The sequence below is a fragment of the Ensifer sp. R-19 genome, from assembly GCF_049905105.1.
Classification (GTDB): Bacteria; Pseudomonadota; Alphaproteobacteria; order Rhizobiales; family Rhizobiaceae; genus Ensifer.
In genome coordinates this window covers 1,292,385-1,307,237 of sequence record NZ_CP184570.1, presented here as the reverse complement: position 1 = coordinate 1,307,237, position 14,853 = coordinate 1,292,385, and the positions used below count along the sequence as shown (strand labels likewise).

The following is a 14,853-nucleotide window of genomic DNA, read 5'->3' as shown; positions in this document are numbered from 1 at the left end:
CATGACACCTGCAAACTTCAACGGACAGCGCCCGGTCATCGACCCCGATGACGCCGTGATGCTTCTGATCGACCACCAGAGCGGCCTGTTCCAGACCGTCAACGACATGCCGATGCCGAAGCTGCGCGCCCATGCGGCGGCACTCGCCAGCATGGCGACGCTGACCAAGATGCCCGTCATCACCACGGCCTCCGTGCCGCAGGGCCCGAACGGCCCGCTGATCCCGGAAATCCATGCCAATGCGCCGCATGCCAAGTACGTCGCCCGTCGCGGCGAGATCAATGCCTGGGACAACCCGGATTTCGTCGCCGCGGTGAAGGAAACCGGCCGCAAGACCCTGATCATCGCCGGCACGATCACCAGCGTCTGCATGGCCTTCCCGGCAATCAGCGCCGTCCATGATGGCTACAAGGTCTTCGTAGTTGTCGATGCTTCGGGCACCTATTCGAAGATGGCTGAGGAGATCACCCTTGCCCGTGTCGTCCAGGCCGGCGTGGTGCCGATGGATACCGCAGCAGTCGCCTCCGAGCTGCAGCGCACATGGCACCGTGACGATGCCCAGCAATGGGCGGAGATCTACACCAAGATTTTTCCGGAATATCAGTTGCTGATCGAGAGCTACCTGAAGGCGCAGCAGGTCGAAAAGGACCAGGAACAATTGGACTCGCAGCGCGGCTAAGAACGCAGGCAAGCCGTGAAACCGGTTTGCAAGCACCCACGGCAGACTGTCTGCCGTGGGTGCTTGGCTTTATCGGTCAGTGCCGGTCGAGTTCCAGGATGGTCTGGAACAGAACCTCTGCGCCACGGGCGCACTCTTCGGGCGCGGTGTATTCCGCTTCGTTGTGCGACAGCCCGTCCTTGGAAGGCACGAAGATCATTGCGGTCGGCATGATCGTCGCGATATGCGCCGCATCATGCCCGGCACCGGAAACGACGTCCGTGGCCGAATAGCCGAGCGCTTCCGCGCTGTTGCGGACGGCATCCACGATCGATGGATCGAAGACGACCGGCGCTTTAGACCAGATGCGCTTCAGTTCGGCGCGGGCGCCGGCCTTGCGAACCGCCTCCTGCAACGCACCTTCCATCTGGTCGAGGCCGGCCTCGGACGGATGGCGCATGTCGATCTGGAGTCGAACAGAACCCGGCACGACATTGCGCGAATTGGGGCCTACCTCGACGAAGCCGACGGTGCCGACACCGGGAGGGTTCTCTCGGGCGATGTCGCGCACGGCGAGCACGATTTCGGCCGCGGCGACAAGCGCATCGTCGCGCTGCGCCATCGGCGTGCTGCCGGCATGCGCCTCGGTGCCGGTGACAGTGATATCGAACCAGCGCAGCCCCTGGATGCCGGTGACGATGCCGATCTCGGTTGCGGAGGCTTCCAGCAGCGGTCCCTGCTCGATATGCAGCTCGACGTAAGCCGCGAAGGCCGCCGGCTCGACCCATGCTTCACCGCGATAGCCGATGGTATCGAGCGCCGCACCGATCGTGACGCTGTCTCGGTCGGTGAGCGCGCGCGCCGCATCGAGCGAAAGCGCGCCGGCAAAGACGCCTGATCCCATCATTGCAGGAGAAAAACGCGACCCTTCCTCGTTCGTCCAGTTGACGACCGTCAGCGGATGGCGGAGCACGGTGGATGTTTCCTTGAGGGTGCGCAGCACCTCAAGGCCGGCAAGCACGCCGAGAATGCCGTCGAACCGGCCGCCCTGCGGCTGCGTGTCGAGATGGCTGCCGACGGCGATCGCCGGCAGCGACATGTCTTCGCCGGCATAAGTCGCGAAGATGTTGCCGATGCCGTCGACTTCGACCGTGCAGCCGAGCGTCCGGCACGCGGCGACGAACCAATCGCGGACCTCACGGTCCTCCTCAGTCAGCGTCAGGCGGGTGACCCCGCCTTTATCGGCGGCGCCGAAGCGTGCGGTCGCGACGATGTCGTTCCACAGCCGGTCGCCGTTTGTAACCGGCGTGTTGATGCGCTTGGGCTCAGTGCGCAAGGCTTCGGCGCTCATTTCGGCTGCTCCGGTGCGTCCTTGTTCAGCTTGTAGCGGAAGTCGCAATGGGAGGCACCCTGCATCACCGTCTGGGTGCGCTCCAGCGTGATGCGCGGATCGTAGCCGGTACAGAAGACGCCGTCGCGGTTGCAGGAAAGCAGGTGCCCGATATGGCCGAGCCCCATCTCGCGATAGGTTTCGGCGTAGCGACAGCGCTTCACATTGTAGTGGAATTCCTCATCCGTCGCCTTGGTCACCTCGATGACAAGCGCGTCGTCCTGCGTCCAGAGGTCCTGCAGTTCCTGGAAGGTGCGCAGGTTGGTGCCGCCAGGCGTCTTTGCCGCAAAGGTCCTGCCGGCTTCGATCGCGGCCTTGGTGATCGCCTTGTCGAGGATTGCTTGCGCGCGCTCCTCGCCGATCTCCTCGCGCATCGCCTCATAGATCGGCGCGATGATGCCGGCCTCGATGCGGCGGCGCGCGAGTATGCCGATCTCGCCATCCATTGCCGCCCGCGAGGTGGTTTCGGTGTTTTCTTTGTCCGTCTTTTCCATGGAATGCCTCCCTGTCTGCCACAGGGCAGAACAACGGCGGCAGGATACTACGTGGGCAATGCCTCTGTGTTGCAAATCTGTGCCGGAGGTATTTCGCGTCGTGCAAAAATTTTGCGCTATTCCGCGATTATGCAGGAATCAATCTTAGCCCGACCGATGCCACGCGAACTGCAGTCGCGTGGGGGCCCGGATTCGGCTGTGCGCAATCAGCGCTCGCTGCTCGAAACGAACCAGCGGTAATAGGGATTGTCCGGCTCCACGCGCATCAGCAGTTCCATGTCACGCGCCCATTCGTCGCGATAGCCGGCATAGGCGTTGAGCGAAGCCTGATAGAACAGCATTAGCCGGTTGTGGGCGTCCGCTACGGATTTCTTGAACGCCACGTCCGCTCCGACGAGCGGTGCCTTGCTGCGCAGGCCGACCACGGCTGGGAGTGTGCGCTGCAACTCGCCGGGACGAACCCAGCTTGCATATTCGATCCGCGGCTGGTCGTCGGTGGCAGGCTGCGCCGATCCGGCGTAACGATCAAGTCCGGCGCGGTCGGTCATCCAGGTCGCGAGCAGGTCGGCTGCACCACCTATGCCGACTTCCTTGAACGCCGCGGCGACGGACGGGTCGGCCATGCGCTTGGCAATGCGCGCGACGTCGAGTGCCTGTGGTTCGACGGAGCCGATGAGCAGCATCTCGTGCAGCTCGGTCGACCAGAGCGAGGCATGCGGGAAACTGTCGAGGAAACTGCGCACGAGCGCGCGCGTGTCCTCGTCGTTCTGTGTGGCGATCGGCAGCCATTGCGCAACAAGACCGTTTGGAGCGAGGCGTTGGCGGGCCAGCCGGTAGAAATCGGACGAATAGAGATTGACCACGCCAGCGGCCGACGGCGGCGGTGGTTCCAGCGTGATGAGATCGTAGCGCTCCGCGCTGCGCATCAGCTCGCGGCGACCGTCTGCAACGCGCACTTCGAGGCGGCTATCCCCTGCCGCGTTGAAATTGCCGGCAAACAAGGTCGAGGCGCGGGCGACCGACGGCAGCAGTTCGGCAGCGACGCGTCGGTCGAGCCCAGGATAGGCAAGCAATGAGCCGGCGGTAATGCCGGTGCCAAGCCCGATGACGAGCGCCGATTTCGGCTCGCCCTTGTGGATCATGAGCGGCAAGAGCGCCTGCAGCCGCATGTAGCGCAGCGACGGCATGGCGTCGCCGGTGTTGGACACGCCTTGGATATAGAGGCGGCGGAAGCGCCGGTCCGGCTGGCCCTGTTCGATGACTGCGACGGTGGCACCGAGGCCCTCCTCATAGGAGACGATCGTGCCGTTGCCGCGCGAGAGATTGAGCAAGGTGGCCAGCCGGTCCGATGGTGCCATCACGGCGATCAGCACGGTGACGACGCCGAGCGCTGGCGCCGCAAGGCGCCAACCCTTCCAGCCGGTTGCCCCGCGGCTGGCTGCGATGACGCCGATGATGGCTGCAGCGACGGCGAGAACGGCGAAGCTTCTGACGATACCGAACGACGGAATTAGCACGAAGCCGGTCAGAAGCGTGCCGGCGATGCCGCCGAGTGTGTTGAACGCCAGAACGCGCCCGGTGTCGCGACCGACATGATGAGGATCGACCGCGAGCCGCAGGGCGACCGGGAAGGCGGCGCCGAGGATCAGCGTCGGGACGAAGACGATCGTGAGCGCCGCGACGAGGAAGCGTGCGCACATGCCGGCAAAGATGCTGCCAGTGATACCGGCGATGGCTGCTTCCGCGCTGGCCTGCAACGCCGTCAGCCAGGGGCCGAGCAGGGCAAGCTCGGCCAGCGCCACGAGGCCGGCCAGCGTGATGAGCAGGCCGAAGGCACTCCAGGGATCCGACAGGCGGTCGGTCCGGCGCGCAAAGAGTGCGGCGCCGAGCGCCAGCCCGGCGAGATAGGTGGCCAGCACCACGGAAAAGGCAAAGGAACGGGTGGAGATGAATTGCACGATCGCCTGCGACCAGGCGACCTCATAGCCGAGGGCGATGCCGCCGGCGATCGCGTAGAGGAGCAGCGCCAACCTTGAACCAGCGGTGCCCTGCGCCGGTATCGGCATATCAGCTTGCGCGTCTTCGCGAATCGCGGTCGTGCTTAGCGATAGCGCGATCGCCGCGGCGCCAAGCCCGAGGCCGGCGGCGGCAAGGCCGCTTGCCTGCACGCCGAGAGTGGGGATGAGAACGAAGGAGACCGCAAGGCAGCCGAAGATGGCGCCGAGCGTGTTGGCGGCATAGAGCCGGCCGCCCTTTGCGCCGACGCCTCTCGGCGCCCCTTTGAGCGCTCGCAACAGCAAGGGGAGGGTGCCGCCCATCAGGAAGGCGGGTGTAGCGACGATCAGGATCAGCAGGGCCCAGGCGGCGAATGCTGTGGTGTCCTCGATTGCGACGAAGAGCGGCGCGATCTGGGAAAGGATGAGGGTGACGCCGGCGCCGAGCACGGCCACACCGGTTTCGAGCAGGGCATAGAGGCGGAGCGGCTGTCGGGAGCGGTCGCCAATGCGCCCGAGGGCGAAGCTGCCGAGCGCCAGGCCGAGAAAGAAGGCGCTGACCCCGGTGCTGACCGCATGGACATCAATACCGGTGATGAGCGAGAGCTGCTTGATCCAGAGAACCTGGAAAACCAGCGCCGCGGTGCCGGAGAGGAAGAGCATGAAGGCGGCGATTGCCGGCGCGACGTGTGCCCGCGGTCTCGCCAAAGGGTCTTCAATCGACTCCTCGTAGGCGATCGTTCGAGCGGGCTGAATGTTCTTCGTCATCGCGGCACGCCATTTTGCGCGGGGCGCCGCCTTCTCGAGAGCGTTATTGTGCCGGCTGGGTCTTCGCCAGGATCTCGTCGATCTTCTGGTGCACGCTTTCTTCGATCTGGTCGACCGAGAAGCTTGCCGGCGTCTGGCTTGGCGGATACGCGACGAAGGTTTCGAGGAATGCCGCCGATTTCCCCACCGCTTCGGCGAAGAGATAAGCGTTCTTCGTCCGCCAGTCGTTGTACTGATCGGAGACGGTATCGGCTCGCTCGTAAGGGTCCATGCGCAGGTTGAAGATCTTCGGAACGCGCAGGCAGGTGAACGGATCCTGCCAGACGTCGAAGCCACCGGGTTTGCGCATTTCGCAGAAGACGGCTTTCCAATTGTCCCAGCGCATGCCGACGAGCTTGGCGTCGTCATTGAAGTAATAGAACTCGTTGCGTGCGCTCTTCGGCTGTTCACCGGTGAGATAGGGCAACTGGTTGTATCCGTCGAGATGCACCTTGAAGGTCTTGCCGCCGAGGTCGGCGCCCTTCAAGAGGCGCTCCTTGATGTCCTTGTCACCGGCTGCTGCAAGCAGTGTCGGGAACCAGTCGAGACCGGAGAACATCTCGGTGGAGACGCCGGGCTTGATCTTGCCCGGCCAGCGGACCATCGCCGGGACGCGGAAGGCGCCTTCCCAGTTGCTGTCCTTCTCGCTGCGGAACGGCGTGGTTGCCGCGTCCGGCCAGGAGAACTGGTTCGGGCCGTTGTCGGTCGTGTAGACGACGATGGTGTTGTCGGCGATCTTCAACTCGTCGAGCAGGTCGAGCAGCTTGCCGACATCGTTGTCGTGCTCGATCATGCCATCGGCATAGTCGTTGCCGGGCATACCGCTCTGGCCCTTGTACTGGTCGCGAACATGGGTGAACAGGTGCATGCGCGTCGTGTTCATCCAGGTGAAGAAAGGCTTCTTCGCCTCCGTCTGTTTCTTGATGAACTCTATCGCTGCGGCGGTCGTCTCGTCGTCGATCGTTTCCATGCGCTTGCTGTTGAGCGCGCCGGTGTCCTCCACCTTGCCGTCGGCGAAGGAATGCAGCACGCCGCGCGGCGCGTAGGACTTCAGGAAAGCCGGGTCGTCCTTCGGCCAGTAGGGGCGTTCCGGCTCCTCCTCGGCATTCAGGTGATAGAGGTTGCCGAAGAACTCGTCAAAGCCGTGGGCTGTCGGCAGGAAGCGGTCCTGGTCGCCGAGATGGTTCTTGCCGAACTGGCCGGTGGCGTAGCCGAGCGGCTTCAGCGCCTGGGCGATGGTCACGTCACGGTCCTGGATGCCGACGGGGGCACCGGGAACGCCGACCTTGGACATACCTGTGCGCAGCACCGTCTGCCCGGTGATGAAGGTGGAGCGGCCGGCGGTGCAGCTGTTCTCAGCGTAATAGTCGGTGAACAACATGCCGTCGCGCGCGATCCTGTCGATATTCGGGGTCTTGTAACCGACGACGCCGAAGGAATAGGCGCTGATGTTGGTCTGACCGATATCGTCGCCGAAGATCACGAGGATGTTGGGTTTGGCGGCGTCTTGCGCGACGGCGGGGAGCGCCGAGGCGGAAATCGCCGACATCAGCACGGTGCCGGCGAACGCCAGCGCTTTCGGTTTCATCGACCGCTCGACGGCGCACGCCGCGAGCCGCCCAAGCCTGGTCTTCAAATCGATACTCATTTCAAGTCTCCCTGAGGCCGCAAACAAATCGCTCTCGGAATGCAGGCAAAGTTTCGAATTTACCGATGCAATCTTCGCGGGAACGCGACCTCAGGTAAGTACGTAACAGTTACGAAGGCACGCAGGACGCGTAACACGCGCCCTCACAGGGCTTCAGCGGATCTGCCGCAAGGCGCTGTCGAACACCGGGTTGAGCTCGGGCAATTCATCTAGCGCTTCGTCGCCGTCGTCGGAGAATTCGTCCAGCCAGCGTCGCCGCGCCGACTTCAATCCGCTTCGCAGCCGGGAGAAATCCGGCCGTTCGTGATGGGATTGTGGAGTGCCGTAGCGGTTCTTTCGGTGCATAGCGAAAGCGACCCTCGCCTCCGGATCGGCAAACCGGTCGAACCATTTCGCAAGAGGTACATTGCCGGTCTTGCGCGACCAGCGATCGAGTGCCGCGTCCAGCCGCGCCCTGTCGTGGTCGCGGCAAGCGTCGAGAACATGGCGGAAGGCCGTCTCCTCTGACTGCGCCTTGCGCGAGAGCGCCGCACCGATCCAAGTTTCCAGCCGTCCGAACAGATTGGCGGCGAACTGGATGACAATGGCGACGGCGAGGACAGTGGCCATCGCGATGCCCCACCAGAGCCAATCGAAGGGTTCCTTTGTCGGCGGAGGAGCGGGTGGTGCGATGGCAACCTTCGTTGCCGGCCCGGCACCGACGACCACTTCCGCGCCATCGGCCTCCGCGGTTTCGGTCTTTCCGGTCTGAGGATTGAACCACTCCAATGTGATTGCCGCCAGAGAGAAGGTGCCCGGCTCGGCAAAGACGTAGGTTGCGGTGTCCTTGCGCAGTCCCGCAGCGATCTCGCCGCGCGGCGTGCGCTCCTCGGAGAGTGCCGGATCATGCTGATAAACCTGCACGCCCTCTGGAGCCTTCAAGCTGGGCTCGGGAATCATCATCGGCGCGAGGCCGGCTGCGCGGGTGGTGACCGTGCGCACCAGCGCATCGCCCGCATGCAGGCCGGCTGGGTCGCGGTCGAATGTCTGCGTGATGGTGATTTCGCCAGCGGTCACGCCGGGCGTGCCGCCGACACCTCCTGGTACCGCTTCCACGGTAAATTTGAGCCGCGGCACGGTAACCTTACCCTGTGTCGTTTGGCCCGGCACGGCGGCATAGCCAAAGGGGATCACGATTGTCGGCAGGGCATAATTACCTGCCGCCTGTGGCGTGATCACATAGGTTTTGCGGATGCCGGAAAAGGCCTCGCCATCGACGGTCTCGTTGAGGTTCAAGCCGCGGTCGTCGGGCATGGTGACCACCGCACCCCTAAGATCGAAGAGCGGAAACTGCGGTGGTGTCAGGAAGTAATTCGGCACGAAGACGTCGATGTCGATCTCTATCTGCTGCCCGGCATAGATCGTGCCCCTTGTCGCGAGCGTGGCGCGCGCGAAGGGGTTGTCGGCGAGCGCATGGCCCGCAAGCCAGAGCGACAGGCCGACGAGCCAGACCAGTAACCGAGGCATTCCGGACAAGGCACTCACGGCGTCGCCTCCTTTGCCTCGATCGCGAATTTTCGCGCGAGCAGCTCGGCGGGCGAGACCTGGATGTTGCGCATCCACATGTCCGCCGTCTGTGGTCCACCCTGGATCGTCGCCTCCGTGCCTTTCTTGCCCTTTTCGTCGAACTGGACCTGATCGGGGTCCATGCCCGCCTGTTCCTGTTGTGCGTCCTGTTCCTGCTTGTCCTTGTCGGCCTTGAATTTTTCGGCAGCCGCCAGGTTCCTTTTCGCGTCCGGCCAGTCGGGGCGGCGTTTCAATGCCTGCTTATAGACGGTGATCGCCTCTTCCGCCTTGTCGAGGTGCATCAGGGCGTTGCCCTGGTTGTAGTAGCTCTCGGCCGTATCGGTTTCGGCAAAGGCGTCGATCGCATCCTGGAAACGGCCGGCCCGGTAGAGCGCCGCTCCGCGCCAGGTGGGATCGGCGAATTTTTCGGCGGCACCCTGGAAGTCGCCCTCTTCGAACGCGCGACGACCCTGCTGGTCCGGCGTCAGCCAGAGATCGAGGAAGCGGTTATCGGCCGCCTCCGCCCGCTCGTTGCTCAAGAGCAGGCTGATGGCGAGCAGATAGACGGCCCAGCGCACGGTCCAGCCGCGCCGGAACCAGAACAGCCCGAAGACGGCGATCGGGATCGTCAGCCACCACCCGGCATCGTGCCAGCGGGTCAGCCCCTCGGCGGTCTTTGCGGCAAAGTTGGTCTGGATGCGCCTGACGATCCAGCGCACGTCGGCATCATCCGATGTGATAGTCGCGACCTCGGCCTTAGATGCGGACTGCAAGGCCTTGAGGCCGTCGACATCCAGTTTGGAGCGAACATGACTGCCCGTCGCGTCGGTCAGGAACCCGCCGTCGGCAGTCTTCACCGGGCCGCCTTCTACCGTGCCGATGCCGAGCACCATCACCGCGTTGCGGCCTTGATACTGGCTGAACGCCTGAAAGGCGGAGCGCTCGACCCCGTCGGTCATGAAGAGGATCGTGCCAGGCGCGGTTTCATTGGCCAGGGCTTTCTCGACCTCCTGCAGGGCCTTTGCCGTATCCTTGCCTTCGACCGGCATGATCTGAGGCGAGAGTGCCGCGAGATAGGTCTTGACCAGTGCCGCATCGTCGCTCAGCGGCAGCACCATATGGGCGGAGCCGGCATAGGCGAAGAGCGCCGTGCGCGAACCTTTTCTGAGGCTCAAAATATCCTGGACCTTGAGCTTGGCGCGTTCGAGCCGCGTCGGCGAGATGTCCGTCGCGTTCATGGTCGGGTTGAGGTCGATGGCGATCGCCAGCGGCGCGGTGTCCTCGACGAAGGGCGGGCGCTCGCGCTGCCAGGTCGGACCGGCGGCAGCGATGGCCGCAACGGCGATCAGCGCTGCGGTGATGTGCACGGGCTGGAGGCGCCGCTTGCCACCCTTCTCGATCAACAGGTGATCGAGCAAGTGCGGCGCGATCATGCCTTGCCATTGCGAGCGGACATCGCCGCGCCGGCTGACGAGGTAGACGAGCAGGGGGACGGCGAGCAGTGCCAGCAGCCAAAGCGGTCTCAGGAAGTGGAAGTCCGAGATCATGGCGCTGCCTCCTGCCGCCGGCGGCGCTCGGCGAGTGAAGAGAGGAGCCACATGATGGCGTGGTAGGCGAGGACGATCAGCAGTGCTGCGCCAAGCGGGTAGTGGAACAGTTCGATGCGCGGCCGCCAGGAGAGTGTCTTCTGGTTCGCCGGTGTCAGTTGATCGAGCAGTTCATAGATGTTCTGCAGGCCCGCCTGGTCCTGGCCGAAGAAGTAGCGGCCCTTCGTCGTCTCGGCGATACCCTGAAGGGTTACCGTATCGAGCTTCTGCTCGCCTTGCGCACTGGGATCACCAATCCCCACGGTGTGGATCACCACGTTCCGGTCGGCAGCGATGCCGGCGGCCTTGTCTGGCGGCATCTTGCTGGCGGTATCGTTGCCGTCAGTCAAAAGGATCATCACCTTGTCCGGCGCGGTGCTGGCGTCGAACATCTTGATCGCGAGCCCGATCGCGTCGCCGACCGCAGTGCGCGGGCCCGCCATGCCGGGCAGGCTGTCGGCCAGCATCAACTTGACCGTCTTGTGGTCGAGCGTGAACGGCACCAGTGGATAGGGCGCGTCACCGAAGGCGATCAGGCCGAGCCGGTCGTCCGGCCGCCGGTCGATGAAGTCGGCGACAACCTTGTGCACCGCCTCGACGCGGGTCTGCAGATTGCCGGAGGGATCGCGAAAATCCCGCGTGTCCATCGACTGCGAAAGATCGATCGCCAGCATCAGGTCGCGCTGTGGCTCGGTCTTTTCGATTGGCGGTTCGACATATTGCGGCCGCGCCAGCGCCACTACGATCAGGGCCCAGCAGATGGGCGCAATCGCCTTCTGGCCGAGATTGGTCCTTGGGACGACGGAGCCCTCGGTCGGCCCGAGATTGGCGGCGGCCGTTATGTCCTTGAAGAAAGGTATTCTGACCGCGGCCGATTGCTCGCGGTAGGGTGGAAGCAGCCACCAGACGACGAAGGGCAGAGGCAGAAAGATCAGCGCCCAGGCGTGGTCAAGCACGTACATGGTGCGCCTCGATCCAGTGACGTGCCGCGGCGGCATAGGTCCGCGCTTCGGGTTCCGGGACGGCGCAGAGCGCCGCGCTGCCACGATATTCGGCTTCCTCGAAGAAACGCGCCGAGGCGATCGGGAACACCGGGCCGCCGGAATGGGCATCGAGGAAGCCCGTCCAGCCCGTGCCATGGAGCCCGGCTATCGTTTCGCGCGGCCAGAGCACCAGGGCGGTGCGCTTCAAGAGGACGGGCAAAGCGACGAGCGCCTCGCCGCGGGTTGCGGGCGCGGTGAGCCGTCCCTCAATTTTCTTGAGGTCGGCGAGCGCTTCGCGACGGTAGCGATTGGCCTCCCAGCGCCGGTACCAGCGCCAGCATGCGAAGGCGATCAGCAAGAGTATGACGCAGCCGAGCGCCGCCCAGGCCCAGGTCTGCGGCATCATCGAGACGGGCTGAGGCATGGCGATGTCCGCGAGCTGCCGAAGGGTTGCCTCGAGCAACGGGTCTTTCGCAGGGGCGGCCGTCGCCATCGCTATCGCCTCCGTTGCCGGCTGGCGAGCTGGCCGAGCATGGTGCGCAATTGTGGCGCGACCTCCTCGGCGGCGGAAATCGGCAGCATCGGCAGGCCGAGTTCTTCCTGCCAGGCGCGCAGTGCCCGCCCGCGTTTTCTGGCAAAACTGTCGATCGCCTCGCGGACATTGCCGTGGGCGAATTGCACTTCGGCTTGAAGCAGGCCGCCGCTGAAGACGATATCGCCCTTGCGTGGCAGTTCGAGCAGGAAGGGATCGTAGATGAGAACGGAGATCACATCGTTGTGGGCCGAGAGCTTCAACAGCATGTCGCGGGTTTCGAGGCTGTAGCCGTCGAAATCGCTGATGACGATGACCAGGTGGTCGTGCCGGGCAATGTTGGCGACGGTCGTGAGGACGACGTCAAGCTGCTCCGCGCCATGCGGCGCCTGCGAACCGGCCTGCAGCGCCGTATTGTGGCGAACAATGCTGTCGGCAAGCCGGACCACCGCCTCGCGGCTGCGGTAAGGGCGCACCTCGGTAACCTCTTCGTCGCCGAAGATGAAGCCGCCGACACGATCGCCGAGCGCCAGCACGCGCCAAGCCGAGAGTGCGGCGACTTCGGCCGCCGCGACCGACTTCATCGCCCGGCGGCTGCCGAAGAACATGTTGATGCGCTGGTCGACGAGGATCAGGGCCGGCCGGTCCTTCTCTTCGTCATAGACACGGACGACCGGCTTGCCGGTGCGCGCCGTCACCCGCCAGTCGATCGTGCGGATGTCGTCGCCCGGGAGATAGTTGCGTAGCTCCTCGAAGGAAAGGCCGCGGCCGCGCATGCGCGATTCATGGCGCCCGGCGAGCAGGCGCTGCACCGGTGCCTTGCGCAGGAAGGTCAGGTCTCGGGCCATGGCCTCGAGGCCGACGAGCGTGTCGACCGAGGTGTAGACGCCGGTCGTATCGACCTGGCGGGGTTTTACGATGCCGCGGGAACGGGCGAGAGCCGGCAGGGATATGGCCATCGGCAAACCTCCATCCTCAGGCGACCGCGACGAGTTCGACGATACGGTCGATTACCTGGTTGGCGGTGGTGCCGCCGGCATGTGCTTCGTAGGAAAGCACCAGCCGGTGGCGAAAGACGTCGTGCACGGTGGCCTGCACATCGTCGGGGGTCACGAAGTCGCGGCCGTTCAGCCAGGCGTGGGCTCGCGAGACCTTGTCGAGACCGATGACACCGCGCGGGCTGACGCCGACCTGCAGCCATTTGGCGAGATCCTTGTCGACCTTGTCGGGGTAGCGGGTCGCCATGACGAGCGCGACGATGTAGTTCTCGATTGCCTCTGAAACGGTGATCGCCGAGATCTCCTGGCGCGCGGTAAACACAGCATCTTGGGCGAGTTTTTCCGTCGCGTGATTGTTGGATTTCGCGTGGATTTCCTCGGAACGTACGAGCCGCATGATGTCGGCTTCCGACGCGGCGTCGGGATAATCCACCTGGATATGCATGAGGAAGCGGTCGAGCTGTGCCTCGGGCAGGGGATAGGTGCCTTCCTGCTCGATCGGGTTCTGGGTCGCCATCACCAGAAACAGATCCGGCAGCGTGTGGCTCTTGCCACCGATGGTGACTTGGCGCTCCTCCATCGCCTCGAGCAGGGCCGATTGCACCTTCGCCGGCGCACGGTTCACCTCGTCCGCGAGGATGAGGTTGGCGAAGATAGGGCCTTCCTGAAAACGAAACTCGCCTTTGCCGCCGTCGGAAAAATAGATCTCCGACCCGGTGATGTCGGCGGGCAGGAGGTCGGGGGTGAACTGGATGCGCGACAGCTCCGCGTCGAGGTTCTTCGCCATGCTCTTGATGGCCCGGGTCTTGGCGAGCCCCGGCAGGCCTTCGACGAGCAAGTGGCCGTTGCTAAGCAAGCCCAGCAGCAACCGCTCGATCATGCCTTCCTGGCCGATGATCGCTTCGCCGATGCGCTTGCCGAGTTGCTCGATATCGTCGCGTGCACCCATGAATTCCTGCTCCCTCTGCCTCTCCGGCAGCATCGGTCATCATGAAATTTTGGCAGAGCTTATTGTTAAATCAGGCCAATTGGAAAGAACGTAACAGTAACGAAGACCCCCGCAAGGACCACATTTGGCCGATTTTCATCGTGGCCACGAGGTTTTGTTTGCCATCGTAACGGTTACGTACTTTGGGCCGGCGAGGAATGGCGTTAGCTTGGACCGGTTTGGTGGTCGAACCCGCCACCTTCGGGAGATGGAAACCGCATGCAAGGTTCGCCGAAGATACCGAACGAAACGCCGGCAGCAATCAGCGCGCGCGAGCCGATCTGGATCGAAGGTGGCACCTTCGTCATGGGGTCGGACAAGCACTATCCGGAGGAAGCGCCGGCGCATCCGGTCAAAGTGGACGGCTTCTGGATCGACGTGGCGCCGGTGACCAACCGGCAGTTTGCCGCATTCGTCGAGGCGACAGGCTACGTCACCGAGGCGGAGAAGACCCCGGACCCCAAGGATTATCCCGGCGCCCTGCCGGAGATGATGCGCGCCGGCTCGGTGATCTTCGATCCGCCGAAGCGGGTTACCAGCAACAGCCCGTCGCAATGGTGGAACTTCAAGTTCGGTGCCGGTTGGCGGCGGCCCTATGGGCGGCAGAGCAATATCCGCGGCAAGTTCGATCATCCGGTCGTCCAGGTCTCCTATCTGGATGCCAGGGCCTATGCGGAATGGGCGGGCAAGGACTTGCCGACGGAGGCAGAATGGGAGTTCGCGGCAAAGGGCGGGCTTGAGGGCGCGGAATTTGCCTGGGGTGACGAACTGGTGCCGGAGGGACGGTTCATGGCGAACACCTGGCATGGCATGTTCCCGACGGAAAATCTCAGACCCGACGGCTTTGAACGGACCTCGCCGGTCGCAAGTTTCCCACCGAACGGCTACGGCCTCTACGACATGATCGGCAATGTCTGGGAATGGACGAGCGACTTCTGGTCGACCAAGCATCCGGCGCCGGCGCAAAAGAGCTGCTGTATCCCTTCCAATCCGCGCGGCGGCGACAGGGAAGCAAGCTTCGATCCGAGACAACCGACGATCCACATCGCCCGCCGGGTGGTGAAGGGCGGCTCGCATCTCTGCGCGCCCAACTATTGCCGCCGCTACCGGCCGGCGGCGCGCCATGCGCATGAGGAAAACGCGGCGACCACCCATATCGGGTTCCGCTGTATTCGGCGGCCCTGACCCTGCCAGAGGCTTCAAATCGTTCCCGCAAGGAGGATGCGTGAT

At 64.0% G+C, this 14,853-nt stretch carries 12 protein-coding genes; 2 read left to right on the top strand and 10 right to left on the bottom strand.

What is annotated here, in order from left to right:
* Position 1 precedes the first annotated feature (1 nt).
* On the top strand, positions 2 to 679 hold the full coding sequence (locus ACN9MO_RS25295) for an isochorismatase family protein (protein WP_034799134.1): 678 nt from the start codon (positions 2 to 4) through the stop codon (positions 677 to 679).
* Positions 680 to 755: 76 nt separating this feature from the next.
* On the opposite strand, the gene ACN9MO_RS25290 is transcribed toward ACN9MO_RS25295, so the two are convergent.
* The 10 genes from ACN9MO_RS25290 to ACN9MO_RS25245 form a co-directional block, all read right to left on the bottom strand.
* Positions 756 to 2,009, bottom strand: a complete 1,254-nt coding sequence (locus ACN9MO_RS25290; protein ID WP_113133820.1) for a Zn-dependent hydrolase — start codon at positions 2,007 to 2,009, stop codon at positions 756 to 758.
* Complete coding sequence (locus tag ACN9MO_RS25285; RefSeq protein ID WP_112996889.1) at positions 2,006 to 2,542, bottom strand: L-2-amino-thiazoline-4-carboxylic acid hydrolase; 537 nt, start codon at positions 2,540 to 2,542, stop codon at positions 2,006 to 2,008. Before ACN9MO_RS25285 ends, ACN9MO_RS25290 begins: the two co-directional genes overlap by 4 nt.
* Before the next feature lie 206 nt (positions 2,543 to 2,748).
* A complete protein-coding gene (locus ACN9MO_RS25280) occupies positions 2,749 to 5,304 on the bottom strand; it encodes a spermidine synthase (protein ID WP_113133819.1) in 2,556 nt (851 codons plus the stop codon).
* Positions 5,305 to 5,347: 43 nt separating this feature from the next.
* Positions 5,348 to 6,991 (bottom strand): arylsulfatase, encoded by a 1,644-nt coding sequence (locus ACN9MO_RS25275; protein ID WP_210334633.1) that lies wholly within the window; start codon positions 6,989 to 6,991, stop codon positions 5,348 to 5,350.
* 153 nt (positions 6,992 to 7,144) lie between these two features.
* A complete protein-coding gene (locus ACN9MO_RS25270; protein ID WP_162733747.1) occupies positions 7,145 to 8,515 on the bottom strand; it encodes a BatD family protein in 1,371 nt (456 codons plus the stop codon).
* On the bottom strand, positions 8,512 to 10,083 hold the full coding sequence (locus ACN9MO_RS25265) for a vWA domain-containing protein (RefSeq protein ID WP_113133817.1): 1,572 nt from the start codon (positions 10,081 to 10,083) through the stop codon (positions 8,512 to 8,514). The genes ACN9MO_RS25270 and ACN9MO_RS25265 overlap by 4 nt, the downstream gene beginning before the upstream one ends.
* Positions 10,080 to 11,084, bottom strand: coding sequence for a vWA domain-containing protein (locus tag ACN9MO_RS25260; RefSeq protein WP_113133816.1), 1,005 nt, complete (start codon positions 11,082 to 11,084; stop codon positions 10,080 to 10,082). Before ACN9MO_RS25260 ends, ACN9MO_RS25265 begins: the two co-directional genes overlap by 4 nt.
* Positions 11,071 to 11,598 carry a DUF4381 domain-containing protein gene (locus ACN9MO_RS25255; protein WP_113133815.1) on the bottom strand — a complete coding sequence of 176 codons (528 nt, stop codon included), beginning with the start codon at positions 11,596 to 11,598 and terminating at the stop codon, positions 11,071 to 11,073. The genes ACN9MO_RS25260 and ACN9MO_RS25255 overlap by 14 nt, the downstream gene beginning before the upstream one ends.
* A 2-nt stretch (positions 11,599 to 11,600) precedes the next feature.
* On the bottom strand, positions 11,601 to 12,596 hold the full coding sequence (locus ACN9MO_RS25250) for a DUF58 domain-containing protein (protein WP_112996884.1): 996 nt from the start codon (positions 12,594 to 12,596) through the stop codon (positions 11,601 to 11,603).
* Between the two features lie 16 nt (positions 12,597 to 12,612).
* Entirely contained in the window at positions 12,613 to 13,584 is a 972-nt protein-coding gene (locus ACN9MO_RS25245; protein ID WP_112996883.1) for an AAA family ATPase, read from the bottom strand.
* A 258-nt stretch (positions 13,585 to 13,842) separates the two neighbouring features.
* On the opposite strand from ACN9MO_RS25245, the gene ACN9MO_RS25240 reads away from it, so the two are divergent.
* Complete coding sequence (locus ACN9MO_RS25240) at positions 13,843 to 14,808, top strand: formylglycine-generating enzyme family protein (protein WP_113133814.1); 966 nt, start codon at positions 13,843 to 13,845, stop codon at positions 14,806 to 14,808.
* Positions 14,809 to 14,853: the final 45 nt, after the last annotated feature.

What these genes read in the sequence shown, in the direction of transcription:
- ACN9MO_RS25295 (WP_034799134.1), top strand. Translation starts at nt 2, where the DNA reads ATGACACCTGCAAACTTCAACGGACAGCGCCCGGTCATCGACCCCGAT.
- ACN9MO_RS25290 (WP_113133820.1), bottom strand. Translation starts at nt 2,009, where the DNA reads ATGAGCGCCGAAGCCTTGCGCACTGAGCCCAAGCGCATCAACACGCCG.
- ACN9MO_RS25285 (WP_112996889.1), bottom strand. Translation starts at nt 2,542, where the DNA reads ATGGAAAAGACGGACAAAGAAAACACCGAAACCACCTCGCGGGCGGCA.
- ACN9MO_RS25280 (WP_113133819.1), bottom strand. Translation starts at nt 5,304, where the DNA reads ATGACGAAGAACATTCAGCCCGCTCGAACGATCGCCTACGAGGAGTCG.
- ACN9MO_RS25275 (WP_210334633.1), bottom strand. Translation starts at nt 6,991, where the DNA reads ATGAGTATCGATTTGAAGACCAGGCTTGGGCGGCTCGCGGCGTGCGCC.
- ACN9MO_RS25265 (WP_113133817.1), bottom strand. Translation starts at nt 10,083, where the DNA reads ATGATCTCGGACTTCCACTTCCTGAGACCGCTTTGGCTGCTGGCACTG.
- ACN9MO_RS25260 (WP_113133816.1), bottom strand. Translation starts at nt 11,084, where the DNA reads ATGTACGTGCTTGACCACGCCTGGGCGCTGATCTTTCTGCCTCTGCCC.
- ACN9MO_RS25255 (WP_113133815.1), bottom strand. Translation starts at nt 11,598, where the DNA reads ATGGCGACGGCCGCCCCTGCGAAAGACCCGTTGCTCGAGGCAACCCTT.
- ACN9MO_RS25250 (WP_112996884.1), bottom strand. Translation starts at nt 12,596, where the DNA reads ATGGCCATATCCCTGCCGGCTCTCGCCCGTTCCCGCGGCATCGTAAAA.
- ACN9MO_RS25245 (WP_112996883.1), bottom strand. Translation starts at nt 13,584, where the DNA reads ATGGGTGCACGCGACGATATCGAGCAACTCGGCAAGCGCATCGGCGAA.
- ACN9MO_RS25240 (WP_113133814.1), top strand. Translation starts at nt 13,843, where the DNA reads ATGCAAGGTTCGCCGAAGATACCGAACGAAACGCCGGCAGCAATCAGC.